Genomic DNA, 23,809 nt, shown 5'->3' on the forward strand with positions numbered 1-23,809 from the left:
CGACATCGAGGACTTCGACACCGCCATGGAGGAATGGCAGGAGCGGCTGTACGCGGTCTTCCTCGATCCGGGGTTCACCGGCGGCGCGATCTGCCTGGTCCACTACGGGTGCGCGCAACGTGCCTGGCTGGTGATCAGCGGACCGGCCCGCGGGCAGATGTGGTCGGACTGCAGCTGCGACGAGCAGGACCTGGAACCGATGCTCGACGACGGCCACACCCCCGTCGGTTTCGGCACGTGGTACCTGAACTGGCTGGCCTCCGCCGAGGAGAACGTCGCCCAACGGGCCCTGATCCCGGCTCGGGGCGACGATGGACGTTGACGGCTTCTGGGCGGTCATCGCAGGCGCGCGGCGCCGCTGTAGAGGTGACTGGACCGGTGTCGCCGCGATCGTGGCCAGGACGCTCACCTGGCTGCCGACCGAGGAGATCGCCGACTTCGCGCAGCTGCACGACCGCTTCGAACACGAGGCATACCGCGAAGACCTCGGGGCTGCCTGCTATCTGATCAACGGCGGGTTCGACTCCGACGATCCATTCCTTTACTTCCGCAACTGGTTGATCGTGCAGGGCCGCGCGGTGTACGAGGCTGCGCTCGCCGACCCCGACAGCCTCGCCGACGTGCCCGCCGCGACGGCCGTCACCGCAACAGGCAACGACTTCGCCGACTGCCAGGAGTTCCTTCACGTCGCCGAGCACGCCTGGGACCGCGTCACCGGCACCGAGGAAGGGGGCCTCTGGTACGAGCTGGAACGTCGGGAGTACCGGGTAATGCGGGACCGCGTCCCGCTTCCTGTCCGCCGTCCGATCAAGCGGACCGACCGGAACCGGATGTTCGCGGCGCTGCCGCGCCTCGCCGAGCTGTTTTACGACCGCGCCATGCGCAGCCTCGGCACCGACTGCACGCCAACGAGCTGACCCCCGTTCCGCGCTGCCCAGATGCGCCGAAGCAGAGCTGCGTCACCTGCGCACCAGGCAGCAGCTCGGCGTGGCACCATGACCTGACCTTGCCTCGGGAATCAGAGAAACGGACACGCATGGCCGCTGGCGAAGAACCCCGTACTGTCGAGCAGTGGCGGCGCTATCTCGCCGAGTACAGCGCCGACGTCCTGCGGGTCGCCGAAGACGACGAACTCGGCCAGGTCAGCGACGCTCAGCGGGCAAGTCGTTGGCTGGGCTTCGACGGTGCGAGCGCCGCACAGCTCGCGGTGCTGGAGCAGCGTCTGGGCACCGCGCTGCCGCCGAGCTACCGCTCGTTCCTGGCGGCATCCGACGGCTGGCTGAACATCTCCACGTTCATGTGGACCATGCGCACCACCGGCGACGTCGGCTGGCTCCGCGACGCCGACCCGGACCTGCTGGGCATCCTCCGGGAGCACGCCCCGCCGGAGGATGCGTCACTGGGCGACCGCGCCCTGCTGGTCTCAGGCGACGGGGACGCCCAGTACTGGCTGCTCGACCCCGGTGACGTGTCACCAGACGGCGAATGGGCGGCCTACATCTGGGCGAGCTGGTACCCCGGCCTCGGCGAGCGGCATGAATCGTTCGCCGCGCTCGTCGACGCCGAGCGGTCGTCGTTCGAGCAGCTCAACGGACGAGCCGGCCGGCCGGTCGATCCGGCAGGCGCAGCGGATCTGCTGGCTGCGGGGCGCAGCCTCACCTTGCAGGGCGATGCCGACGGCGCAGCCGACGCCTTCGCCCGCGCCGCAGACAAGGGCTCCGGCGCCGGCACATACCTGGCCGTCATGCTGAACGCATTCCTCGACCCGGCGACGGTGCACCATCAGATCCGCAACAGCATCCTCGCCCACCCACACGTCGTCGAGGAAGTCGGCCTGGATCAGGTGCGGGCCGAGGCGGTGCCGCTCTTCCTCCATCGGTCGGCGATCGACCCGTACCGCAAGCTCTTCGCCGGCATCCTCACCGAGGAGGAGATGGACGCGGCCGACAGGTTCACACCACCACCGTTGCCCGAGCCCGCCGGCTTCCAGGACGCACTCGACCGCGGGCGCCGGCTTCTCCGCGACGGACTCCCCGACCAGGCGTGGACTGTACTGGAAGCATCGCTGCCCGGGTGGCACGCGGACTCGCCACACCGCATCGCACCGGTCATCCTGATCACCGACCCAGACCTACGTCACCTGATCACTCCCGAGCGCGCCCGAAAGATCCTGAAGACCCCACGAGCAACCCGACACTCTGTGATCGGCGCCCGAATCCACCCGGTGAACTGACCTACCGAGCGACGTACGATCATGCCGAGTAGCACGCGTCTCAGCACGCATGGAGGGCGCAGATGTCGGCAATAGCCGTGCCGCAAATGGTATGGGAGCCGTCCGCGGCGGATCTGTCTGCAGGGCGATGCCCGCTGTGGTGGACGGTTGGCCCGTCAGGGGCGCTTGCCGTTCTGTTCGTCGATCGACGCCACCTCAGGCAGGTGCCCTACATCAAAGGCTGGGTCGGCTTGATCCCCGAGGTCCCGTTCGGCGGCGTACTCGTGATTCGGAACACCGATGGATCGGTGCAGCGCCGGACCATCGAGTCCCTCCCGATGGGAACGAGTCACATCGCGCTCCTACCGAATGACCGGATCTTGATCGTGGGTGGTCGCGCTGATCGGGATGATACGGGCGCGTGGACGCCGAACGCGCTGGTGCTCTCCCCGGACGGCGAGCAGCAGAACACCTTCTGCATCGGCGACGACATCGACGTCTTGGTCACCGACCAGAGTGGAGCAATCTGGGCTGCCTACGGCGATGAGGGCATCTACGGAGGCCATCCACAGTCAGCAGCCGGACTTGCGGGCTGGACCGACCGAGGTCGGGTCGCCTGGGCGCCGAAGGGCCGGTTGCCAGAATGGCCGTTGGCCGGTTGCGCCGCCGCCACGGAGGACGATCAGGTGTGGTTGGCGTGGTATTCCAACGCCGGTGCCGACGGTACCTTCTTGACGCGGATCTCGCCGCTGACAGGTGAAATGACCAGCTGGCGCAGTCCCGTGCCGTCTCCCGACGGGCTGGCCGTACGAGGCGACCGCGCGGTCCTGACCCGCCGGAACCACAATGAGCAGTCGACCGAAGTTTTCCGCGCCGTGCTGGTCGGCGATTCGTGGATCGTCACAGAACGCCACAAGACAGCGGTACCCGGTCGCGTCGTGTTGCGATGCGGCCAGGGACGCGACGGCCACCTTTGGCTACGAGCCGGCGACGTATGGCTCCGTATCGAGGCATGAGCGTGGCCTGGCAACCGACCCCCGGACATCACATGCACCCTCGGCCCTCGAGCGGGCATTGACCGAGGCTGTGATGCAGGCGATCATGCCGTTGAGGCAGCGTCATGGAGGAAGGGCGCCGGTGATGTGGTGGCATGGGTTGCGGCGGTCCCCCTCGGTGGCGGGGCCTTACGACGCGTGGCTGACGCCGCGGCTGGAGATGACGTGGCGCAGCAGCGCCAAGCCGATCGACGCTCTGGTGGCCAAGCTCGGTGGTCAGCCAGTCTGGTTGGACGAGCCGTTCTGGCCGGTCTCGGCGTCCTCCGGCGCACCGATGACATTCGTCGGCCAGTTCCCGCTACCAGGCCCGCAGGCGCGCATGGGCTATCTGTTCATCGCGCAGGACGACGACGGAGCGCTGACGTTCGAGCCGGAGGCCGGCGAGAACGCGCTGCTCGTGCAGCCGAACGGCCGCGTGCCGGCGTTCGTGACGGGGCTACACGTCAGCACTGGGCCGTCGCTGTGGCGGCGCGGGCTCACATGGACTGAGCGTGTCCCCGTTGAGCTGCACATCGATGCTCATCCTGCCGAGCGGACAACCCAGCGCGCCGTCGAGCGTGAAGCCGCGCTGCAGGCGGCGGCGCGTCGAGGCGAGGTGTCCGACCCGGACGAGGGCCATGACGCGGACTGGGTCGAGTGTCGCAGCCACGTGGGTGGTCCGCCGCTGTGCTGGCAGCCGTGGACTACCCGTGTCAACCCATCGTGGCGGTTCTTCTTCCAGTTGGACGGCGCGGAAGGTTGCGGCGAGGACGCGTACGCGCTCAACTTCGGCGGCGGCACCGGATACGCGTTCTTGAGCGCCGACGAACGAGAGGGCAGGTTCCTCTGGGACTGTGTGTGACGCTCGTGCCGTGAATGTGAGTACGACCCGATCCGCCCGATCTTCTGCGCCTTGATCTGGCCGAGGCGCGGAGGTCGCCGACATCGCCTCGATCGCAGCCCTCCCGGCCTTGCGGGTGCTCATCCTCAACGCCGGCCAATGGGACGGACTCCTGACGACCGGCTGGACACCGCAGAAGCTGGCTGCCGTCGGTCTGGGCGGGTACGCGAGCCTCGCCCAGTCCGCCACCTGGCTGACCACCATTCAGACTACTGGAGCAGGAGAACGAGGTCCTGCGCCGGGCCGCGGCGTCCCTGTCGCAGGCGTACCTGCCGGGAAAGGATCTACCCGCTCGTGGCCGCTTCTGCCGCCCACGGCATCCCCGTCGCGGTGACGTGCCGGGTCTTGAAGATCGCCCGCCAGCATTACTACCGGTGGGTTGCCCGACCAGTAGCCGCAGCTGAGTACTAGCGCCTGTTTCATTAGCGGGGTCAGAGCCATTCGTTGATCGCGGCGATGTTGAAGGTGGCCTGGTAGCGGACGGCGAGCTTGTCGTATCGGGTGGCCAGGCCGCGGTTGCGCTTGAGCCGGTTGATGCCGCACTCGACGGCGTGGCGCTGCTTGTAGACCTCGGGGTCGAAGGTCGGCGGCCGTCCGCCCTTCGGCCCCTTCTTGCGCCGGTTGGCTGCCTGGTCGTCCTTGATCGGGGTCGTCGCCTTGATCCCGCGCCGTCGCAGGTGCTCCCTGTTGGCGGCCGAGCTGTACGCCTTGTCGGCCAGGACCCGGTCCGGGCGGGTCCGCGGACGCCCGCCGCCGAGGCGTGGTACCCGGATGCGGGCCAGGACCCGGGTGAACTGCGGACTGTCACCACGCTGCCCACCGGTCACCACCACGGCGAGGGGTTTCTGGCCTTGCTCGCCAGCCCAGGTGCAGCTTCGCCCCGGGAACGGGGCCCAGAGCGTGGTCGGCGGGCTCGTCCTCGACGCCGCCGGGCGGCTCCTTCTGCTCCTGCGGCCGGGTCCGGGCGCCGGCGGCGTGCTGATGAGCGCGGGTGATCGTGGAGTCGACGCTGACATCCCAGTCGATCAGCCCGGCCGCATCGGCGTGGGTTTGCAGGCCAGTGAGGATCTGCTGCCAGATCCCGCCGCGCTGCCAGCGGCGAAACAGCCCGTACACGGTCTGCCAAGGTCCGTACAGGTCGGGCACGTCGCGCCAAGGGCAGCCGACCCGCACCCGCCAACGGATCCCGTCGATGAGCTGGCGTTTGTCCCACTTCGGCGGCCAGCCCGGCTTCTTGCCCTTGGGCAGCAGCGGTTCCAGCGCCGCCCATTGCGAGTCGGTCAGGTCGTGCCGCCTCGCCGCCGGTATGGTGGCCACGAGGTCTCCGGCTTTCGTTCTTCTTGGTCGTTGAACGGTCTACCGGAGACCTCGCCGCTTGTCGATCATTGACACGCCTTGAGCGCAAGCCTTCTCTGCAACCGGGTCCATCGCAGGTCACCTGCCGTCGAAGCCCCGAAACGTGCCAAACTCGTCTGCGGCGTCTGCGAAATCGGCGAAGTCCAGGTTCGCGATGCTCAGATTGGTGGAGACGTCCGGGAACCAGCGGGGTGGCAACCGGAAAGAACGCCCGGGTTCGTCGAAGAGGTCAACCGCCAGCAGCAGGTGCTCCTCGTCAGCCATGCAGACGGCATCGGCCAGGAACAAGTAAGTGACCTTGTCCCCGTCGTCGGCTGCGGCATCTGCCTCGACCAGCGCCTGAACCGACACCCCGGCGTATGCCGGATCGCTGACGTATGTCGCGCTGCGGTGTCCGCCGGAGCCGTCGACCGCAGCCTTGGCCGCAGCCCAAGCTGCCTCGTCGCCAAAGTCTGATCGCAGGACCAGAGACGTCAAATCCTCGGGCTGAGGCAGAGAAGCCATGTCCGTGATCTTCCCATCCCGAACCTACCCACTTTGAAAACGCGGCCTAGTGCAGCACCGCGTTAGTTCGTGGGGGTCATGCAGCCTTTGGTAGGGGTGCCGGGGCTGTCGGTGGGTCTTGGCCGTGGTGTTCCTGCCAGATCGAGTGGTTTCCGGATTCGGTCTGAGCAGCGAGAATGTCCAGGTGGACGAAGACACTCGACGTGCAGAGCAGGTGGTGGAAGCGGCCCGGCGTCTGTTCATGTCAGAAGGACTGCGCCTCTTCACGTGCCTGGAACCCTTTGAGCACGGCTGCATGGTTCACGTCGACTTCTTCGACGAGGAGGCCGGCGAGGACGGGGATGGGCTCACCTTCACTGTCAGCGCGCGAGACACCTGCATAGAGGTCCTCGATCCGCACGACCGCCACATGCAAGAGCCGGAACTCCTGGAGTACCTGATCATGAGGGCGCGGGGAGCCACTCCTCGTCAGGCAATCGCCGCCGTCGAAGGCGCCAGACTCAGACGGTCCCGGTGGTGGCAGCGCCCTATGCTGCGCCGCTCGAATGCGTCGGGGGTGTGAGCCAGGCGGTCGGGTCGTCGAGGTAGAGGCCGCAGGCGCAGTCCAGGGCTTCCTCCGGGCTGCCCGCAGGCAGCCCGGAGGGCAGGACACTGTCCTGGTAGCCGTCGCGGCTGGCGAGGTAGATCGCGAAGCCCCAGGTGTGCAGGACGCCGTTGAACCGCAGCCGGCACAACGGCTGCACCTGCCCGTCAGGCATGACAGCGTCGACGTAGGCGAACCCGGCCCGGTAGCGCACCTGGACCTTCGACAGCTGGGGCCAGCGCGATGCGGCGTGCTCGTCGAGTCGTTGCCGCAGGTGATGCTGCATCGATTCCGGCGGGTTCTTCTTGGCCATGAGCTCATGCTGCCGGAACCGGTCGGGATCGGCCACGATGTCCTGACCGTGTCAGGATGATCGATGGCAGGAGCGGCTCGTGGCCGTGCTGGCTGTACCCGTGTCACTCGACGAGCCCACCCGCGCTGAACTGCAGCGGATCGTGCGTGCCGGCACCTCGCAGGTCCGGAGGGTGCAACGCGTCAGGATCGTCCTCGCAGCCGCCGAAGGCACCCCGAACGCGCGTATTGCCGCGGACCTGCACGTCAACCCCGACACGGTCCGCAAGTGGCGGGGCCGGTTCGCCAAGGCGGGCCTGGCCGCACTCGCCGACGCGAAACGGTCCGGTCGGCCTCGCCGCTACGGCGTCCAGCAGCGGGTGCGGGTCGTCGCTGTGGCGACCTGCGCCCCAGCGTTCCCGGAAGCGACCTGGTCTCACCGGCGCATCGCCGCGCACCTGGCCGACCTGGCGATCTCCGCGTCGCAGGTCGGACGGATCCTGGCCGACTGCGATCTGCGACCCCATCGGGTACGCGGCTGGATCACCCGCAGAGACGATCCGCTGTTCTGGTCCCGCGCCGCCGACGTGTGCGACCTCTACCTCAACCCACCACCCGGCGCGGTCGTGCTGTCCATCGACGAGAAGACTGCCATCGCCGCCCGATCCCGCAAACACCCCGGCCAGGCCGCCGCCCGAGGACGGCCCGCCCGGCAGGAGTTCGAGTACATCCGCCACGGCACCGTGTCCATCATCGCCGCACTCGAGGTCGGCACCGGCGAGGTCCTCACCGAGACGATCACCGGCAACGACGCGGCGACCTTCCAGCGCTTCCTGACCATGCTCGACCGGTCCATCGACCCCTCCCGCCAGATCCACGTCGTGCTGGACAACTGGTCCTCCCACGTCGCCAAGACCACCCGCGCCTGGCTGGCCGCACACCCACGCTGGCACGTGCACCCGACCCCGGTCCACGCCTCGTGGTTGAACCAGGTGGAGCTGTACTTCTCCGCGCTGACCCGCCGCGTCCTACGCCATGGCGACTTCAGCTCCCGCACCGACCTCATCAACAAGATCGAAACCTACGTGATCGAGAAGAACACCACCACCACGCCATACCGATGGACCTACGACGGCACCCCACTCAAGGCCGCATGACCCCCGACGAACTAACGCGGTGCTGCACTAGGCAACGTTTGCCGAGGTCTGCGCGAGCAGGCCGCGGAGGTCAAGGAGCACCTGCGCGAGCCGGTGCAGCAGGCCGTCGATTCCGTCGGCTCGACCGTGAGCGACGCGCATCGACGGTACGCGAGCAGGCGAGCCCCGGCTCGACCAGCGCTTGACGACGAGAGCGGCCTGTCGACGGCTCCGGCGATGTGCGCCGGGCGGTCGACAGGCCGCTCACCGCTTCCCACCGTCGTGGTGGCCATGCCCGTTCAGGACCGGGGCCGCGTCACAGTATGGGTTTGCCGCCGGTCACCGGATCATCGCGTCCGAGATGTAGCTCGCCTCGTCCGAGGCCAGCAGCACGAACACCGGGGCGAGTTCCTTGGGTTCGCCGGGCGGATCAGCAGCTTTCGTGGCCTGCTGATGCGGCCGCCGGGGTCGCGGGACGCCGCGCCGCTGCGGCCCACGCGCCGACAGCAGCCGTGCGGCCAGTTCGGCTCGGCTCGCGTCGCACAGGGCCAGCCAGGAACGGCTGCCGAAACGGATCGTCACGTCGACCGTCGCGATCACACCCTCAGTGCTGCCAACAGGCAGTAGGAGTACCCCTCCGGCGGCCCATCCAATCTCCGGGGGACGGCCGGTTCGGCGTCGCGATGGCAGGGGGCGCGCCGTGCTGGATGATCTAGACGACTTGGGACAGGAACCGGCGTAGCCGGGGGTGCTCGGCAGACTCGAAGACGGCTTCGGGCGCACCGGCCTCCAGCACCACACCGCGGTCCATGAACGCAACCAGGTCGGTTACCTCGCGGGCGAATGCCATCTCATGGGTGACCACCATCGTCATGCCGTCGGCGGACAGGTCCGCCATCAGCGACAGCACGCCCTCGACCAGTTCGGGGTCCAGTGCCGAGGTGACCTCGTCGAAAAGCATCACCTGCGGCTGCAACGCCAGCGCCCGGGCGATGGCCACCCGCTGCTGCTGGCCGCCGGACAGTTGCGCGGGCCGGGCCTCCGCCTTCGCGGCGAGGCCGACCCGGTCCAGGTGCCGGCGGGCCACTGCCACCGCCTCGTCGGCGGACAGTCTGCGGATCCGTCGCAGCGCGAGGGCGAGGTTGCGCCGCACACTCATGTACGGGAACAGGTTGAACTGCTGGAACACCATCCCGACCCGCTGCCGCAGCCGGTCGGGGTGGTCGCCCAGGACACTGCGGCCGTTCAGCAGCACGTCGCCGCGGTCCGGCTCGATGAGCCGGTTGACAGTCCGCAGCAGCGTGGACTTGCCGGAGCCGGACGGCCCGATGACGCAGGCGGTGGACCGAGGGGCACGTGCAGGTCCACACCGCGCAGCACACGGTTGGCGCCGAACGCCAGATGCACGTCGCGGACGCTCACGGCCGGCGCCGGCCGGCCTGGACAGCTTGTCAGCGCGTGTAACAGCGGGTCGCTGAGCGGAGGCGACCGTCATGGGACGGTCGCCTCCGCGGCGCGGGCATCGCCCCGGTCAGGCTTTGATCACATCGTCTTCTGCCAAGGCCTCGCCCCGCTGCTGGACCGTGCTGCGCAGCTTGTCGACGTCGGTCTTGACTGCGGCAGCATCGGCTCCCCGCACCTTGGCGAGCGTGGACGTGATCTGGTCGAGTGCCTTCTCGGCCGCCTTGTCGGCGTAGATCTTGCCGTAGAGCTTGCGGTATGCGTCCTCGTAGGTTTTCTTGAACGCGTTCGACGCCAGGAATCTCTCCTTGAGTTTGTTGCCGCCCGTCATCCCGCCGGGCCCTCCGCCCGGAGGAGTGAACCCCTCCGGCAGCTGCATTCCCTCCGGCAGTTCCATGCCTTCGGGCAGCGGGAACTGCCCGCCACCGGGAAAGCCGCCCATGGAGATGGTGTCGTGAGGGCCGGCGGTGGCGCTACCGCTGAAGGTCAGGTTGTGGTCCCAGCTGACGACCTGGAACTTCTTGGTGTCCAGGTCGTACCACAGGTAGTAGTTCTTTCCCGGACCTGACATGTCGTCGAAGTTGAGCACCAGGTTCTGCAACGCCACATACTCGGCGAACGACTCGATGTCGACGTGGTCGCCCAGGTGGGCGTCGAAGTCGGCGTCGGAGGACTCGTTGGCCCACTCGACCAGGTCGATCACCGGCGCGAGGTCGTGGCTGCCCTTGTTGTTGACCTGCTTGAAGTCGTCGGCGTATGCGGTCGGGTCCTCGCCCTGGTAGGTGAACTGCCCGGTCGCCAGGGACTTGTAGAGCACGCCGTTGCCGAGCCGGTCGGCGAAGTCCTCGTCCGGGTGCTCGACCAGCAGCCGAGCCTTGACCGGGCGGCCGTTGACCTCGAACGCGGTGTAGGAGTAGCGCTGCGTGGGCTGACCCGCGGCCTGGGCGACCGCGAGCGAGACCGCCTCGTTGACCACGGTCGAGCCGCCGCCCATGCCCGACACCCGCACCGCGACCTCGCTGCGGCCCTGGTAGCGGCGGCCGTCAGCGAACTCGTCGAAGCTCATCAGCCACGGCAGCTCTTCGGGCTTGGCGCTGTCCAGGCTCGTACGCCCGAACCCGCCGCGCCCGCCGCCCATCATCCCGCCGGGTCCGCCCTGCCCACCGCCCGGGTTGTCGCCCCCGCCGCCTGGCTGCTGCGGCATGCCGCCTTCGGGCATGCCGGGGAACCCGCCTTCGGGCATGTTCGGGAATCCGCCGCCGCCGGGCCAGCCGCCCGGACCGCCTCCGCGGTCCCCGAACAGCGACCTGGTCTTGCCCTCGTGGGTGACGCCGGACAGGGTCGAGTTGCCCTTGAGCCGGATTCCGACGTCGCGGATCAGGGTGCCGTCGACGGTCGCATCCACGCGCACGTACTCCTTCTCCCCCGTCGCCATGTACTCGTCGAACATGCGCTGGTAGTCGGCCTCGTCGTAGGTGATCGTCACGGTGTGCGCGACGGTGGCGTCGAACAGGTCGACGGTGCCCTCGATGTTCTGGGTCACCTCGTCGTGCTTGCCGGAGGCCTGGCTGGTCACGATCGGCGCGATCCGCACGTTGCCGGCGACCACGACCAGCAGCGCGACGACGGCCACGCAGGTGGCCAGCAGTTTCCAGTAGTGGCGTACGCGCACCGGGATGCGGTGCTTGAGCCGGGCCCGCGGCGGCGGCACCGAGGGCTCGGACGCAGGACTCGTGGTCATCACAGGTCCGTCTGGTCGTATCCGGTGAGCACGGTGACCCGCTGTCCGGCGGTGAGCCGGCTCAGCGCGGCGATCAGGTCGCCGGGCTCGCTGCCCTTCTTGAGCCGCACCGTGTACATCAGCTCGGTCAGCGCCCCGCCGCGGATCGACTCCATGCTGACCAGCTCGAACTCGGTGGTGTGGGCGATCAGCGCGTCGTTGATCGCAGCGGTGTGGTTGCCCTCCGGCGGGACCTGGACCTTGACGACCTGCCGCTGCACGGACAGCTGGAACCAGGAAAACCGGAACATGACGAAGATGACCAGGCAGATCGCGACGGTCGCGACCACGGCGAGGCTGTAGAACCGGGTACCGACGGCCATGCCGACGCCCATGACCAGGAAGATGAACCCGACGTCGCGGGTTTCCTTGATGGCGTTGCGGAACCGAACCACCGACAGGGCGCCGACGAGCGCGAACGCCCTGGCGATGTTGGACCCGACGACCAGCATGATCAGGGAGACGAGCATGCCGAGGATGACCAGGGTCTGCACGTAGGACTGGCTGTAGGACACGTTGCGGTGCGTGGCCCGGTACACCCAGCCGATGAACGCGCTGAGCAGGAACGCCAGCGACATCGCCATGACGATGTCGGTGACGCTGAACGTGGCGGTGAGGTCCTGGAGTTCGAAGTTCATCGGGTTGCTTTCGTGATCAGTGCCGGTGCCTCGGCAGCGGCGGCTTCGGAGGGGATCGGGTCGTCGGTGCGCTCGGCCGAGGCGGGGCCGTCGGCGTCGTAGTCGGGGATGTGGAACAGCGAGCGCGGAGCCCGGCCGAAGGCCTCGACGCTCTGGCAGTACTTCGACACGCGCACCACGTTCAGTTCGGCGCGGGCGGCCAGGTCGGTCAGCCAGTACGGGACGCGGTCGTTGGCCTTGACCTCCAGCACCGACAGCGACGCCGGGATGATCAGCCGGTTCTGCGCGTCGGAGCCGAGTGCGAACTCGCGGTCGCGGCCGCGCACCCGGTGGTCGAGGGTCACCCGCAGGCCCAGGTCGGCGTCGCGGCCCACGTAGGCCTCGCGTTGGTAGCCGGTCATCGCCGTCGGCCGCAGGTCCAGGCCTTGAACCAGGCCGAGGACTTCCTGGATGAAGCCGGTCTGGCCGGGTGAGTGCCGGACCATCTGCCGGCCGTCGCACAGCAGCCGCGCGTCGCCGTAGGGCATCGCGACGCGGCGCTTCTGGGTGACCCGGTTGACCCGCTGCTTGATCTCCACGTACACGGTGGTGTCGTCGTCGATGGTGGTGCGGTCGCCGTAGTGACGTACCCGTAGCTTGCGCCGGAACCGCAGCCCTTCGATCTTCTCCCAGTAGAAGCGCAGCAGGCGGGTGTCGTAGTAGACGCTCCACACCCCGTAGCCGCCCTCGGTGACGTGGCTGTCCAGGTCGAGGCGGGCACGCAGTTCCTCGCGGATCGCCGCCAGGCGCTCCGACGGCACCAGATACTTGATCTCGTACCGGTTGAACGCGTGCAGGGGGCTGGGCGCGCGCAGCGTGTGGCCGGTCTGGTCGTCGGCCGTCCGGCCCGCGACGGGGCGGGCCGGGCCGCCGCCTTTGTCAGGTCCCGTCGGAGCTGAGCGCGGGAGCAGTCGCATTGGCGTACCATTTCTCTAGCCCCGAGCCGCCCGCCGTGAGGTGAACGACGGCTGAATCAGGGGTGTACCGAAGGTGAACACCCATCAGCGTGGGGACCGAATCTAAGAAACCCCGGTGGAAGGCCTAAGAATTCATTAAGAAGTCAGAGCCACCCGCGACGACCTAAGAATTGGCTAAGAAAAGCGCAGGCCAGCCCAGCCGGTCCCTATCGTGGTCCCATGACACCGGGTAGCCAGGTGCTGGTCGCTGACGATGACGCGTCCGTACGCCAGTCCCTCGATCGTGCCCTTCGGCTGGAGGGCTACACCGTCCACTTCGCCGCCGACGGTGCCGAGGCCCTGGCCAAGACCCTGGAACTGCAGCCCGACCTGCTGCTGCTCGACGTCATGATGCCGGTCCTGGACGGCCTGGACGCCTGCTGCCGGCTGCGCCGGGCCAACGACCACACCCCGGTGATCATGCTCACCGCCCGCGACGCCGTCGCCGACCGCGTCGCCGGCCTGGACGCCGGCGCCGACGACTACCTCGCCAAACCCTTCGCCCTGCAGGAGCTGCTCGCCCGCATGCGCGCCCTGCTGCGGCGCACCAGCCCGGCAGGCGCCGACGACGACGTGCTGCGCATCGGCGATCTCACCCTCAACCGCTCCACCCGGCAGGTGAGCCGCGGCGACGTCGCGATCGAACTGACCCGAACCGAGTTCAACCTGCTGCAGACCCTGCTCGAACACCAGGGCCGGGTGCTCTCGCGCGCGCAGCTGTTCGAGCACGTCTGGGGCTTCGACCTCAACCAGTCGTCCAACAGCCTCGACGTGTACATCGGCTACCTGCGCCGCAAACTCGAAGCCGACGACCGCCCGCGCCTGCTGCACACCGTCCGCGGCGTCGGCTTCGTGCTGCGCTCCAGTGAGCAGCGCCCGTGACCGGCAGACCGTCGCTGACCAGCCGGCTGACCATCATCGCCGCCGCCGCGGTCACCGTCGTGGCCGTCGCGGTCGGCATCCTGGCACTGCTGGCCCTGCACCAGACCCTCATCTCCCAGACCGACCGTGAGCTGCAGGCCATCGCCGCGGGACCGCTCGGCGGCCTGACCCCGGCGAGCGCCGCGAACATCCCGCCGAACCCGCTGGACGCCCAGCAGGACGTGCGGATACAGATCCGCTTTCCAACGGGCACCATCACCGTGCCCCGCACCAGCACGCCGCTGCCGTGGACCGCCGACGACGCAGCCGTCGCCTCCGGCGCACGCCCGCGCAGCACGTACACCGCCGACACCGACCAGGGCCGCTTCCGGGTGCTGACGTTCACCGGCCCGCACGGGCAGACCATTCAACTCGCCCGATCGCTGACCAGTGCCGACGCCACCGTGCAGCGGTTCGGCACCCTCATCGCGGCGCTGATCGTCGCCGCGGCCGCCGTGGCCGCCGTCGCCGGCCGGTTCGTCGCCCGTGCCGGGCTGCGCCCGGTCGGGCAGCTCACCGCTGCGGCCACCCGCGTCGCCGAGACCCGCGACCTGAGCAGCCCCATCCCCACCGAAGGGCACGACGAGATCGCCCGGCTCGGCCAGGCGTTCAACCACATGCTCACCCGCCTCGGCGATGCCCAGCAGCAGCAACGCGACCTCATCGAAGACGCCGCCCACGAGCTGCGCACCCCGATGGCCAGCATGCGCACCAATGTCGAAGTCCTCATCCACGCCGGTGACCGGCTCGACGACCGCGACCGGGCCGCGCTGCTGTCCGACCTCGACCTGCAGAGCGTCGAACTGGCCGACCTGGTCGCCGACCTCGTCGACCTCGCCCGCTCGCGCACCACCGACGAGCCCATGACCGCCGTCGACCTCACCGAGCTGGGCGAGTCGGCGATCAGCCTCGCCGAAGCCCACTTCCCGCAGACCAGGTTCCGCCTGTACGCACCGGACACCGTCACCGCCCAGGTACGGCCGGCGACCCTGCAACGCGCCATGGTCAACCTTCTCGACAACGCCGCCAAGTTCGGGCCCGCCGGCCAGACCGTGGAACTGCACCTGAGCACCGGCCACGGCGAGTCCCGCACCGCCCACATCAGCGTCCTGGACCGCAATCCCGTCATCCCCGCCGACGAGCGCGAACGTGTCTTCCACCGGTTCCACCGGCTGGACACCTCCCGCGCGGTCCCCGGCTCCGGCCTCGGCCTGGCCATCGTGGCCCAGGCCGCCGCCGCCCACCAGGGCACCGTGGCTGTCACGCCCAGACCGGGCGGCGGCAACGAATTCCACATCGTGATACCTGGCGGGTAGCTCGCCGCCGGGCCGGTGGCGCGGGCCTCAGTGCTCCGCGAGCGCCACGCGCGGCAGGCGGCTCTCCAGCCGTCGGGGCAGCCACCAGGCGCGTTCGCCCAGCAGTTCCAGTACTGCCGGGGCCAGCACCATCCGGACCAGGGTGACGTCGATGAGCACGGCGGTGGCGAGTCCGAGGCCGATCATCTTGACCTCCGTCTCGCCGTCGGCGACGAACCCGACGAAGACGAGGGTCATGATGGCTCCCGCGGTACCGATGAGTCCGGCGGTGCGGCCGACGGCACGGGCGACGGCCGTCCCCGCTTCGCCGCCGCGCTGCCGCTCCTCACGGACGGCCGACAGCAGAAACACGTTGTAGTCCATGCTGAGTCCGAACAGGATGGCGAACATCAGCATCGGCACGAAGGAGACGATCGGCTGCTGCGCGACTCCCAGCAGGTCGGTCCCCCAGGAGGTCTGGAACGCCAGGGTGACCACACCGTAGGCCGCGCCGATGGAGAGCAGGTTCAGCACGGCGCTGACGGCCGGCAGCAGCACGGAGCGGAAGACGATGCCGAGCAGGACCAGTGACAGGCCGATGACCACTGCCAGCAGCGGCCAGAGGCGGTCGGAGACACGGGTGGCGAGGTCGTCGAAGGTCGCGGTCGTGCCACCGACGTACGCCCGGGCGCCGGTGTCCTGCAACGCCGCGGGCGCGACCCGGTCCCGCAGGGAAGCGACGAGCTCAGAGGTCGCCCGGTCCTGCGGTGCGCTGTCCGGGATCACGGTCAGTACCGCGGTGTCGCCGGCAGGGTTGACCTGTGCGGGGGTGACGGCGGCGACGTCGCCGGTGCCGCCGATCGCGGTGCTCAGCTGATCCAGCGCGGCCGGGCGGTCGGTGGCCTCCCGCAGGTCCACGACGACCAGAAGCGGCCCGTTAAAGCCGGGTCCGAAGCCTTCGGCGAGGCGGTCGTAGGCCACGCGCATGGTGTCGCCGGCGGGCCGGGTGCCGTCGTCAGGCTGGCCGAGCTGGAGGTCCAGGGCGGGTGCGGCGAGGGACAGCAGGGCCACGGTGACCGCGGTCGCCCACGGGGCGGGGCGCCGGGCGACGGTCGCGGCCAGCCGGGCGGCCCCGGAGCGGCGTTCCGGTTCCCCGCCGCCGGCCACCGGGTGCGGTGCCGTCGCGGGGGCCGGCAGGGCCCGTTCGGCTCGGGGCAGCACCCGCCGGCCGGCGAGCCGCAGCAGAGCCGGTACGAGCGTCACGGCGGTCATCGCCGCGACGGCGACCACGAGCGCCGCAGCCATGCCCATGCGCCCGATCACCGGGATGCCGGTGACGTAGAGGCCGCAGATACTGATGACCACGATGGCGCCCGCGGTGAGCACCGAGACGCCGACCGTGCCGTTGGCGTTGGCGGCGGCGCGTACCGGGTCGTCGCCTGCGCGCAGCCGGTCGCGGAACCGGGCGACGACGAACAGCGCGTAGTCGACCCCGGCGCCCAGGCCCAGCATCACCGCGATGGTCGGTGCGACGTTGGGCACGTCCATGAAGCCGGAGAGGACGGTGAGCGAGACCATGCCCACCATCAGGGCGAGGACCGCGGCGCCGAGGGTGACCGCGGTCGCGGCGAACGACCGGAACAGCAGGTTGACCAGGATGAGTGCGGCCAGCAGGCCGACCACCTCGCCGACGGGCGCCGAGCGCTGCCGGAGCTGGTTCACCACCGGACCGCGCAGCGATGTCTCCAGCCCGGCGGCGGCGGCCACGGTCTGTGCCTGCGCCAGCCGGTCGAGGTTCGCCTTCTCCAGGTCGGCGGCGACCTTGGTGTACTGCACCGTGGTGAAGGCGATCCGCCCGTCCGGCGAGACCTGCGCCGGCATCACCGTCGCGACGTCGGGTTGGGTCCGGACCTCGGCGAGGACCTGCTCGACCGCGGCCCGGCCCCGGTCGTCGGGCAGGTTCAGCGTGCCGGGACCCGCCTGTTGCGCGAACACCAGGGTGGCCGTGTCCCCGGCCTGCGCGGGAAACCGGTCGCCGACCAGGTCCGCGGCGTCCTGCGAGCCGGTGGCCGGCAGCCGGACACCGTCGGTGAAGCCCGCGCCGACGCCGCCGGCCGCCCCGCCCAGCACGAGCAGCAGAAGGACGAAGCCCACGATCACGCGGACCGGATGGTGGGCGGCGGAGCCACCCAGCCGGGACAACCAGGACATCAGATCTCTCTCCATGCAGTGTCGTAGGACAGCGGATGCGCGGCGGCGCATTCGGTCACCCCTGGTGGCGCCCACGGTGGGGCAGCCGCCTTCGCCGAGGTCAGCCCGCGCCACCAGGGGCGAATTCAAGTGACTGATTTAATCAGATGCTTTACTCGGAGGCCTGAGTAAAGCCCGCCCCGTGCTTGATGTCAAGCGAGTGCTTGAATGGAGTCATGCAGGACACCCCGAGCCGACTGCGCGAGGCAGCCGAACGGCTGCTCGCCGAGCGCGGTGCCGCTCGGGTGTCACTGCGTGACATCACCGACGCCGCGGGGGCCAACGTCGCCTCGGTCGGCTACCACTTCGGCTCCAAGGACGCCCTGCTCGACGAGGTCGTCCGTGACTCCCTCACCGAGGTGTTCGAGCAGCAGGCCGCCCTGTTGGCACAGCTGCCCGACGACGCCGGGCTCGAAGAGCTGGTCCGCGCCTGGGTCCTGCCGACGTTCGCCGCCCATGCCGGGCAGGACGAGGCGCGGCGCCGCCGCACGCGTATCCTGCAGGACGCACTCCACCAGCCCTCACCGGCAATCAGTGCACTGCTCGCCGAGATGGCCGCACCCGTGCAGCTTCATCTCCTCGACCGCATCAGCCGGCACGTGCCCCACCTGTCCCAGGAAGAGCTGTGGTTGCGGCACACCGCGGTGCTCGCCGCCCTGGGCGCTCTGGGCAGCGACTTCTTCGCCGGAATGCTTGCGGGCACCGATCCCGACCGGCTCGCCGACCAGCTCGTCGCCTGGATCGTCGGCGGTCTCACGGCCGATCCGGCCGGACCGCGGCACACTCCCTGACCCTCCCGGTGCCCGCGGGCCCGTCCCTGTCACCAACAGGCGCAAACCTCGAGAATCAGACGATCCGGCCGGGCAACCTGGTAGCGAGCGACGCCGGGCCGGACTCCAGAGAAGTCCGGCCCGTGCGGTCACGCGGCGTTCATGCCCCGCCCGTCGGTTGAACATCGGTCGCCGCCAGCGCAGGCCGCGAGTCGATCAAGAAGCGCTCTCCCGCCGATGCCGGCGCGCCCAGCAGCGTCGTACCCCGCCCTGAGGGAGCAGCGCCACCAGCCCTGTAGGCCGCCACCGCCTCCATCGCCTTGGCGAGGTCCTTGGCCTGCTCGCGCGCGGCGTCCTCGCACGCCGACACCCAGGTGGTGTAGCCAGTCAGCTGCCATCGCGTGCTGTGCGTCAACTTACCGATCAACTCCATCGAACGTCCCGCGCACCGGCGCGAGACATTGCTGATCTTCGCTTCGATACCCATCGCAACCTCCGACGCCGCACTTCGGCCCGGCCCACCCGGACCTAGACCTCATCGTCGCGACAGCGTCGACTCCAGGCGAGCGAACCGCAAGTCTGCGTCGGTTCGCTCGTCGATCGGCTCCGCCACCAATCCAGCTGACGGCTCATCCTCGTGCCGCCTCGTGCCGGTCTTGACCGCCAGCGTCAGATGATGCCGCGCTCGTCCGGCCAGGGCGAGGGCGTGGGGTCGAACGCGGCCTGTGGTGCCGCGGTGGGCCGGGACCCGGTCGGCCCGTCGGCGAGGGCTGCCGGGTCGGGCTCTTCGAAGATCTCCGCCCACTCCCCCTCCAGAGGCGCGGGCGTCACTGCCTGGGGCAGGCCGTTTCGCCGTGCACGCCGGTCGCGCCACAACTGCTGGGCACGCCCACCGACCTGCCGGGCGCGGTCGGCGGTCTGGCCGCCGAGCTCCCGGGCACGCTGAGCGCCTGCCGCGCCGAGCGCCTGGACCTGCTGTCCGGCCTGCGAGTTCAGTGCCTGCTGCATCGGTGCGCTGCGGGCGAGCCTGTCGGCGCCGTCCTTCGCCGACTGCGTGACCGATGCCGCGAGGTCTGCCGTCTTCGCTTTCACCTGGTGTACCGGGGCGCTGCGGGCCAGCATCGCCGCGCTGTCGCGGGCCAGCTGCGCGGCCTGCGCAGCCGCCTGCCCGGCGCCGGTCACCGTCTGCTGCACGGGGGCACTGGCGGCCAACCTAGCCGTGCCTTCATAGGCCATCTGCGCGGCGACCGCGGCCGCGTCAGCGCTCCAATGCCCTGCCACGGTCGCGGCCTCGGAGGTCCGGCGTGCCGCGGTGACGGCCGCGTCGGAGGTCCGGCGGGCGAGGACGGCCGCACGGGCCGCGGCGTCGGCGTACACCGTGGTGCGCACGACGGCGGTTCCCGTGACGAGATCGACCAGGGTGCGTCGCCGTGCGCCCAGGGCGCTGAGCAGGTTGAACCAGAACGCGACGATCGCAGCCGCCCAGAGCGACAGCCCGACGATGCGCGGCCCGGTGATGAGGAGCACGAAGGCGATGCCGAGCAGGCCGGTCTCGAGGAGGGTGGTGCAGAACGCCCGGCCGGTGGCGCGTCCGGCCCGCAGGCGAGGATGCCCGGCCGCGGCGGTGACGACGGTGGTGTCCGCGATCATCTTCCCGACGGTCCGGCCCCGCCAGCTCAGCATCGCGGACAGGTAAAGGAACTGCAGCAACGGGACCACGAGGATCGTCGCGAGCAGGGGGCTGGTCACGCTGCTCCAGAAACTGGAGGCGGTCTTGCCCAGCGCTGCGCCGCTGCCGGTGACCAGGTCCAGTGCCGTCTCCGCGGCGGTGGCGCCGGCAGAGCCGGCCAGCCCGTTGACGACGCCGGCCAGACCGAATCCCACGATGGTGACGCCGGGGACCATGACGATCACGTAGTCGATGAGCCAACCCGTGATGCGACGCAGCGCGGTCGGCGCGGGCATGGCGGGAAGGTGCGGCGCAGAGTGATCGAGGCTTGTCACATCGCCCTCCATATGTGGAATCGTCAGTCTAAGTGCGACACCCGGCGGCTGTCTCGGCGATCTGTCCTGGCCTCATGGCGGAGGGCGAGCGCCACCCGGACCCGGGCCAGGAAACGGGCAGATCAGGGCAGTGGAATGATGCGAGGGTGACAGTCAGAACCGATGACATCGAGCAGGCAGTCGGTGTCCTGCGGACCGGGGGCCTGGTGGCCCTTCCGACCGAGACCGTCTACGGCCTCGGCGCCGACGCCCAGAACCCCGCCGCCGTAGCGCGGGTGTTCCAGGCCAAAGGCCGGCCGCCGACCCACCCGCTGATCGTTCACCTCGGCAGCGTCGAGCAGCTGGCGGACTGGGCCGAGGACGTCACCGCCACAGCGCGCCGGCTGGCCGAGCATTTCTGGCCGGGGCCCCTGACGCTGGTGCTGCGGCGCGGCCGCCGCGTGCCGCTCGAGGTGACCGGCGGTCTGGAGACCGTGGCGTTGCGTGTTCCCGATCACCCGGTGGCACGGGCGCTGCTGTCGGCCTTCGGTAGCGGTATCGCGGCGCCGTCGGCCAACCGCTTCGGGTCGGTGAGTCCGACGACGGCCGACCACGTCCGCGCGGAGCTGGGTGACGCCGTGGACTACGTGCTCGACGGGGGCCCGTGCGAGGTCGGTGTCGAATCGACGATCGTGGGGGTCACTGGTGACACCGTGACCCTGCTGCGGCCCGGCGGGGTGACCCGCGAGGACCTTGAAGCGGTGCTGGGAGACCCGGTCTCCGTGCCGTCGGTCAGCCCCGTACGCGTGCCTGGCCAGCACCCGTCGCACTACGCGCCGCGGGCTCGGGTCGTTCTCGTGGAGCCCGATCAGGTCGTCGCAGAGGCCGAGCACGCGCAGCAGCAAGGTCACCAGGTCGGAGTGTTCCTGCCCCCGGGCGCCGCCGCCTCGGAGGTGAAGGCGCACGCCGCGATCATGCTCCCTGGCTCGTCCGCCGCCTACGCGCGCGGCCTGTACGGCTTCCTGCGCGAACTCGACCAGGCAGGATGCGACCTCATCGTCGCGTCGCTGCCGGTAGAGCAGGGGCTGGGGCTGGCTATCGCCAATCGGCTGCGCCGCGCCGCAGGCCCCCGGCCCGCCGATCAGCTCATCGCGCCGGTTCGGCCGTGACCTCGATGCCGCGGGCCGCCACCACTTGCGCAGTGCCGTCGGCCAGCCGGTAGCACAGCCCCAATACGGCGGCCTTGCCGGCTTCGACCCGTGCTGCGAGCACCCGGGAGCGGTCCAGCAGCAGATCGACGGTGTGCCTGACGTGCTCGACCAGGATCTTGTCGGGCTCCGTGCGGCCGGCGGCCCGGGCCGCGAGCACGCTGGGCGTCACCCGCTCGACGACGTCGCGGACGTAGCCGGCCGATGGCATCCCGAGTTCCAGCGCGGTGCATGCGGCGGCCACCGCGCCGCACGAGTCGTGGCCCAGGACCACTACCAGGGGGCAGTCCAGCACGTCCGCGCCGTACTCGATGCTGCCCAGCACCTCGGCGCCCAGGACATGGCCCGCCGTACGGACCACGAAGAGATCCCCCAGCCCTCGGTCGAAAATGATCTCTGCTGCGAGCCGCGAGTCGGAACACCCGAACACCACGGCGAACGGACGTTGGCCCGGTGCGGTCTCGGCGCGGCGTACCGCGTCCTGGTTCGGGTGCTCCGGCATACCGGAGATGAACCGCTCGTTGCCGGCGAGCAGGAGTTCGAAGGCTTCCTGAGGCGTCGGCGACTTGATCTCGACCATGCCCGCAGCCTAGTACGGCAGCCGCCGAAGGCCATCGCGATGTGAATCACGCTCTGATTCCGGGGTGTGGAAGCGGGCCGCTGCAAGCAGCGCCGGCCTGATCGACCTGGCGCTCGCGTGGATCCGTTGCCGTGTCAGTTCGGGTAGACGTGGCAGGCGACGCCTTCGTCGAGGTAGCCGTGCGTGGCGACCGCGTCGTCCCGCTCGGCCACCGAGGTGGTGTAGAAGTGATCCCCGGTGGCCGGCTTGCACAGCCGCATAAGCGGCGTGGTACCCGTGCCGGCACGCGGGAGCACGTGGCAGGCGACGCCCTCGTCGACGTAGCCGTGCGTGGCGACCGCGTCGTCCCGCTCGGCCACCGAGGTGGTGAAGAAGTGATCCCCGGTGGCCGGCTTGTACACCCGCAGCAGCGGCGTGGTACCCGTGCCGGCGGTCGCGAGCACCTGGCAGGCGACGCCCTCGTCGACGTAGCCGAAGTCCGCCACGGCGTCGTCGCGCTCAGCGGCCGAGGTGGTGTAGAGGTGATCCAGGCTGACGGGGTGGTACATGCGCAGCAGTGCGGTGGTGCTACGGGACGGCGTCGGGGGCGCGCTGGTCTGCGCAGAACTTATGCGTGACTGCACGGGATACCCCGATGAGGGCATGACGCTCTCCTCGACCTCGGATGAACTAGCGCCATTCATACGCGAGTCGCCGTGCCCCGGCAACCGTCCTCCGGCTCGGATGTGCGGCCAGGCAGGCTCACCCGAGCCGTTCCGGCAGCGATGCGCGCTCCGTGGGGTCTGTTCAGCCCTGGCGCAGGCGCAGGTGTTCGTGGACGAACCGGATCGCCATGGCGCCCTCGCCGACGGCGGAGGCGACCCGTTTGATGGAGCCGCTGCGTACGTCGCCTGCGGCGAAGACGCCGAGCCGGCTCGTCTCCAGCAGGTAGGGCCGCCGAGGCGTGCCCTGGCGCAGGTCGGTGACGGCGTCGGCGGGCACGTCCGGGCCGGTGAGCACGTACCCGTTGTGGTCGACGGCGATCTGCTCGTCCAGCCAGGTGGTGCACGGCTCGGCGCCGATGAACACGAACAGGGCGGTGGCCGGGATGCGCCGGCTGTGCTCGGTCTTCATGGAGCGCAACAGCCAGAGTTTTCGGCCCGCCTGAGGACCGGACAATTCCTCAGCGTGATGAGTATCCGGGCGGATCAAGCCCGGCGGTGGAGGAGGTGGTTCCGCAGCAGGCCGAAGAGTGACGTGCAGTGCGGTTCGACCAGCCGCATCCTGCATCACCCTGACGCCGGCTCCTCGACTCGAGGCGGCGCTGCGCAGGATCCTCGAACCCCCGACCCGAGAAGCGGAATGACCGAGCATCCGGTCAGGACGGGACCTGGAGCCGCCGGCGGTTGTCCGCGGCGGCCGCCAGCGCCGGATGCCCGCCGTCCACGGTTGCGGCGAGGATGCGGTACGCCCGCTCGGCCAGCACGTACGCCTCGGACGTATCGCCGCGGTCGGCGACGACGACGGCCAGGTTGTGCAGCGTCAGCGCGGTGTCCGGATGCTCCGCCCCGAGCGACGCCCGCTTGCCCGCCAGCGCCGCGCGGTAGAGCACCTCACCCTCGGCCAGGTCCCCCAGCGCGGCCCGCACCGAGGCGAGGTTGTGCAGGTTGACGGCCACCTCGTGGTGCTCGGGACCGTGCCGGTGCGTGAAGTACGCGATCGCGTGCCGCAGCAGCGGGTCCGCCTCGCCGTGTCGGCCCTGGGCGTGCAGCAGTGCGGCCAGGTGCGCCTCGTCGGCGATGATCGCCGGGTGTCCGGCCGGATGACCGGCGCGGCGCAAGGCGAGCGACCGCCGTGACCACCGCTCCCCCGCCGCGAACTCGCCGCGGCTGTGCGCCAGCCCGGCCAGGTTGTGGCAGAGGGCCGCCAGCC

General features: G+C 69.9%; 24 protein-coding genes and 3 pseudogenes. 12 read left to right on the forward strand and 15 right to left on the reverse strand.

Annotated features, from left to right (window positions below):
* The 6 genes and pseudogenes from F6W97_RS40025 to F6W97_RS40545 all read left to right on the forward strand — a co-directional run.
* A pseudogene (locus tag F6W97_RS40025) lies at positions 1-322 on the forward strand (hypothetical protein); the annotation flags it as partial.
* Positions 312-917, forward strand: coding sequence for a DUF4240 domain-containing protein (locus F6W97_RS10155; RefSeq protein WP_230686559.1), 606 nt, complete (start codon positions 312-314; stop codon positions 915-917). The pseudogene F6W97_RS40025 and the gene F6W97_RS10155, both read left to right, overlap by 11 nt.
* A 119-nt stretch (positions 918-1,036) precedes the next feature.
* Positions 1,037-2,233, forward strand: a complete 1,197-nt coding sequence (locus F6W97_RS10160) for an SMI1/KNR4 family protein (RefSeq protein WP_155369982.1) — start codon at positions 1,037-1,039, stop codon at positions 2,231-2,233.
* Positions 2,234-2,295: 62 nt separating this feature from the next.
* Positions 2,296-3,228, forward strand: a complete 933-nt coding sequence (locus F6W97_RS10165; RefSeq protein WP_155369983.1) for a hypothetical protein — start codon at positions 2,296-2,298, stop codon at positions 3,226-3,228.
* Between the two features lie 58 nt (positions 3,229-3,286).
* Positions 3,287-4,108, forward strand: coding sequence for a hypothetical protein (locus F6W97_RS10170; protein ID WP_230686560.1), 822 nt, complete (start codon positions 3,287-3,289; stop codon positions 4,106-4,108).
* Between the two features lie 245 nt (positions 4,109-4,353).
* Positions 4,354-4,555, forward strand: a pseudogene (locus F6W97_RS40545) (IS3 family transposase); the annotation flags it as partial.
* 23 nt (positions 4,556-4,578) lie between these two features.
* Here the strand turns inward: F6W97_RS40545 and F6W97_RS10175 are convergent.
* Both F6W97_RS10175 and F6W97_RS10180 read right to left on the reverse strand, forming a co-directional pair.
* Positions 4,579-5,464 (reverse strand): IS5 family transposase gene (locus F6W97_RS10175; protein ID WP_230686561.1). Its coding sequence is split into 2 segments (ribosomal slippage): positions 4,579-5,010 and positions 5,012-5,464, totalling 885 coding nucleotides; the frame shifts between segments, so codons are not numbered across the junction.
* 117 nt (positions 5,465-5,581) lie between these two features.
* On the reverse strand, positions 5,582-6,007 hold the full coding sequence (locus F6W97_RS10180) for a DUF6924 domain-containing protein (protein ID WP_155369984.1): 426 nt from the start codon (positions 6,005-6,007) through the stop codon (positions 5,582-5,584).
* Positions 6,008-6,191: 184 nt separating this feature from the next.
* Here F6W97_RS10180 and F6W97_RS10185 point away from each other — a divergent pair, with 184 nt between their 5' ends.
* Complete coding sequence (locus F6W97_RS10185) at positions 6,192-6,569, forward strand: hypothetical protein (RefSeq protein ID WP_196279058.1); 378 nt, start codon at positions 6,192-6,194, stop codon at positions 6,567-6,569.
* Here F6W97_RS10185 and F6W97_RS10190 read toward each other — a convergent pair.
* The gene (locus F6W97_RS10190; RefSeq protein WP_155369986.1) at positions 6,535-6,903 is read right to left on the reverse strand and encodes a hypothetical protein; all 369 of its coding nucleotides are present in this window, start codon (positions 6,901-6,903) and stop codon (positions 6,535-6,537) included. The two genes, F6W97_RS10185 and F6W97_RS10190, sit on opposite strands and share 35 nt — an antisense overlap.
* A 79-nt stretch (positions 6,904-6,982) precedes the next feature.
* On the opposite strand from F6W97_RS10190, the gene F6W97_RS10195 reads away from it, so the two are divergent.
* The gene (locus F6W97_RS10195) at positions 6,983-8,038 is read left to right on the forward strand and encodes an IS630 family transposase (protein WP_155369987.1); all 1,056 of its coding nucleotides are present in this window, start codon (positions 6,983-6,985) and stop codon (positions 8,036-8,038) included.
* A gap of 318 nt (positions 8,039-8,356) precedes the next feature.
* On the opposite strand, the gene F6W97_RS40550 is transcribed toward F6W97_RS10195, so the two are convergent.
* The 5 genes and pseudogenes from F6W97_RS40550 to F6W97_RS10220 form a co-directional block, all read right to left on the reverse strand.
* Complete coding sequence (locus tag F6W97_RS40550) at positions 8,357-8,617, reverse strand: hypothetical protein (protein ID WP_230686562.1); 261 nt, start codon at positions 8,615-8,617, stop codon at positions 8,357-8,359.
* A 112-nt stretch (positions 8,618-8,729) separates the two neighbouring features.
* Positions 8,730-9,472, reverse strand: a pseudogene (locus F6W97_RS10205) (amino acid ABC transporter ATP-binding protein).
* 76 nt (positions 9,473-9,548) lie between these two features.
* Positions 9,549-11,219, reverse strand: a complete 1,671-nt coding sequence (locus tag F6W97_RS10210) for a CotH kinase family protein (RefSeq protein WP_155369988.1) — start codon at positions 11,217-11,219, stop codon at positions 9,549-9,551.
* Positions 11,219-11,896, reverse strand: a complete 678-nt coding sequence (locus F6W97_RS10215; RefSeq protein ID WP_155369989.1) for a DUF4956 domain-containing protein — start codon at positions 11,894-11,896, stop codon at positions 11,219-11,221. Before F6W97_RS10215 ends, F6W97_RS10210 begins: the two co-directional genes overlap by 1 nt.
* Entirely contained in the window at positions 11,893-12,852 is a 960-nt protein-coding gene (locus F6W97_RS10220; RefSeq protein ID WP_155369990.1) for a polyphosphate polymerase domain-containing protein, read from the reverse strand. Before F6W97_RS10220 ends, F6W97_RS10215 begins: the two co-directional genes overlap by 4 nt.
* 219 nt (positions 12,853-13,071) lie before the next feature.
* On the opposite strand from F6W97_RS10220, the gene F6W97_RS10225 reads away from it, so the two are divergent.
* Together F6W97_RS10225 and F6W97_RS10230 are read left to right on the forward strand one after the other, a co-directional pair.
* The gene (locus F6W97_RS10225; protein WP_155369991.1) at positions 13,072-13,773 is read left to right on the forward strand and encodes a response regulator transcription factor; all 702 of its coding nucleotides are present in this window, start codon (positions 13,072-13,074) and stop codon (positions 13,771-13,773) included.
* On the forward strand, positions 13,770-15,128 hold the full coding sequence (locus F6W97_RS10230) for a HAMP domain-containing sensor histidine kinase (protein ID WP_155369992.1): 1,359 nt from the start codon (positions 13,770-13,772) through the stop codon (positions 15,126-15,128). Before F6W97_RS10225 ends, F6W97_RS10230 begins: the two co-directional genes overlap by 4 nt.
* Positions 15,129-15,155: 27 nt before the next feature.
* On the opposite strand, the gene F6W97_RS10235 is transcribed toward F6W97_RS10230, so the two are convergent.
* Positions 15,156-17,318: an MMPL family transporter gene (locus tag F6W97_RS10235; RefSeq protein ID WP_196279059.1), complete on the reverse strand. Its 2,163-nt coding sequence runs from the start codon at positions 17,316-17,318 to the stop codon at positions 15,156-15,158.
* A gap of 215 nt (positions 17,319-17,533) precedes the next feature.
* On the opposite strand from F6W97_RS10235, the gene F6W97_RS10240 reads away from it, so the two are divergent.
* Positions 17,534-18,148, forward strand: a complete 615-nt coding sequence (locus F6W97_RS10240; protein WP_196279060.1) for a TetR/AcrR family transcriptional regulator — start codon at positions 17,534-17,536, stop codon at positions 18,146-18,148.
* 139 nt (positions 18,149-18,287) lie between these two features.
* Here the strand turns inward: F6W97_RS10240 and F6W97_RS10245 are convergent, their stop codons facing one another.
* Positions 18,288-18,614: a hypothetical protein gene (locus tag F6W97_RS10245; protein ID WP_155369995.1), complete on the reverse strand. Its 327-nt coding sequence runs from the start codon at positions 18,612-18,614 to the stop codon at positions 18,288-18,290.
* Positions 18,615-18,796: 182 nt separating this feature from the next.
* Positions 18,797-20,092, reverse strand: a complete 1,296-nt coding sequence (locus tag F6W97_RS10250) for an RDD family protein (protein WP_196279061.1) — start codon at positions 20,090-20,092, stop codon at positions 18,797-18,799.
* Positions 20,093-20,277: 185 nt separating this feature from the next.
* Here F6W97_RS10250 and F6W97_RS10255 point away from each other — a divergent pair, with 185 nt between their 5' ends.
* Positions 20,278-21,279, forward strand: a complete 1,002-nt coding sequence (locus tag F6W97_RS10255; RefSeq protein WP_230686563.1) for an L-threonylcarbamoyladenylate synthase — start codon at positions 20,278-20,280, stop codon at positions 21,277-21,279.
* Here F6W97_RS10255 and F6W97_RS10260 read toward each other — a convergent pair.
* The 4 genes from F6W97_RS10260 to F6W97_RS10275 form a co-directional block, all read right to left on the reverse strand.
* Positions 21,257-21,898 carry a carbonic anhydrase gene (locus tag F6W97_RS10260; RefSeq protein ID WP_155369998.1) on the reverse strand — a complete coding sequence of 214 codons (642 nt, stop codon included), beginning with the start codon at positions 21,896-21,898 and terminating at the stop codon, positions 21,257-21,259. The two genes, F6W97_RS10255 and F6W97_RS10260, sit on opposite strands and share 23 nt — an antisense overlap.
* A gap of 134 nt (positions 21,899-22,032) precedes the next feature.
* Entirely contained in the window at positions 22,033-22,542 is a 510-nt protein-coding gene (locus tag F6W97_RS10265; RefSeq protein ID WP_155369999.1) for a hypothetical protein, read from the reverse strand.
* Between the two features lie 142 nt (positions 22,543-22,684).
* The gene (locus F6W97_RS10270) at positions 22,685-23,011 is read right to left on the reverse strand and encodes an NAD(P)/FAD-dependent oxidoreductase (protein WP_155370000.1); all 327 of its coding nucleotides are present in this window, start codon (positions 23,009-23,011) and stop codon (positions 22,685-22,687) included.
* 244 nt (positions 23,012-23,255) lie between these two features.
* Positions 23,256-23,807 (reverse strand): tetratricopeptide repeat protein, encoded by a 552-nt coding sequence (locus F6W97_RS10275; RefSeq protein WP_269059680.1) that lies wholly within the window; start codon positions 23,805-23,807, stop codon positions 23,256-23,258.
* Between the last annotated feature and the right edge of the window lie 2 nt (positions 23,808-23,809).

It is taken from the genome of Catellatospora vulcania (assembly GCF_009720385.1).
Classification (GTDB): Bacteria; Actinomycetota; Actinomycetes; order Mycobacteriales; family Micromonosporaceae; genus Catellatospora; species Catellatospora vulcania.

Excerpts from the sequence above, each read along its gene's own strand:
- F6W97_RS10155 (WP_230686559.1), top strand. The coding sequence starts at position 312 with ATGGACGTTGACGGCTTCTGGGCGGTCATCGCAGGCGCGCGGCGCCGC.
- F6W97_RS10160 (WP_155369982.1), top strand. The coding sequence starts at position 1,037 with ATGGCCGCTGGCGAAGAACCCCGTACTGTCGAGCAGTGGCGGCGCTAT.
- F6W97_RS10165 (WP_155369983.1), top strand. The coding sequence starts at position 2,296 with ATGTCGGCAATAGCCGTGCCGCAAATGGTATGGGAGCCGTCCGCGGCG.
- F6W97_RS10180 (WP_155369984.1), bottom strand. The coding sequence starts at position 6,007 with ATGGCTTCTCTGCCTCAGCCCGAGGATTTGACGTCTCTGGTCCTGCGA.
- F6W97_RS10190 (WP_155369986.1), bottom strand. The coding sequence starts at position 6,903 with ATGGCCAAGAAGAACCCGCCGGAATCGATGCAGCATCACCTGCGGCAA.
- F6W97_RS10210 (WP_155369988.1), bottom strand. The coding sequence starts at position 11,219 with ATGACCACGAGTCCTGCGTCCGAGCCCTCGGTGCCGCCGCCGCGGGCC.
- F6W97_RS10215 (WP_155369989.1), bottom strand. The coding sequence starts at position 11,896 with ATGAACTTCGAACTCCAGGACCTCACCGCCACGTTCAGCGTCACCGAC.
- F6W97_RS10220 (WP_155369990.1), bottom strand. The coding sequence starts at position 12,852 with ATGCGACTGCTCCCGCGCTCAGCTCCGACGGGACCTGACAAAGGCGGC.
- F6W97_RS10225 (WP_155369991.1), top strand. The coding sequence starts at position 13,072 with ATGACACCGGGTAGCCAGGTGCTGGTCGCTGACGATGACGCGTCCGTA.
- F6W97_RS10235 (WP_196279059.1), bottom strand. The coding sequence starts at position 17,318 with ATGTCCTGGTTGTCCCGGCTGGGTGGCTCCGCCGCCCACCATCCGGTC.
- F6W97_RS10240 (WP_196279060.1), top strand. The coding sequence starts at position 17,534 with ATGCAGGACACCCCGAGCCGACTGCGCGAGGCAGCCGAACGGCTGCTC.
- F6W97_RS10245 (WP_155369995.1), bottom strand. The coding sequence starts at position 18,614 with ATGGGTATCGAAGCGAAGATCAGCAATGTCTCGCGCCGGTGCGCGGGA.
- F6W97_RS10250 (WP_196279061.1), bottom strand. The coding sequence starts at position 20,092 with ATGCCCGCGCCGACCGCGCTGCGTCGCATCACGGGTTGGCTCATCGAC.
- F6W97_RS10260 (WP_155369998.1), bottom strand. The coding sequence starts at position 21,898 with ATGGTCGAGATCAAGTCGCCGACGCCTCAGGAAGCCTTCGAACTCCTG.
- F6W97_RS10265 (WP_155369999.1), bottom strand. The coding sequence starts at position 22,542 with ATGCCCTCATCGGGGTATCCCGTGCAGTCACGCATAAGTTCTGCGCAG.
- F6W97_RS10270 (WP_155370000.1), bottom strand. The coding sequence starts at position 23,011 with ATGAAGACCGAGCACAGCCGGCGCATCCCGGCCACCGCCCTGTTCGTG.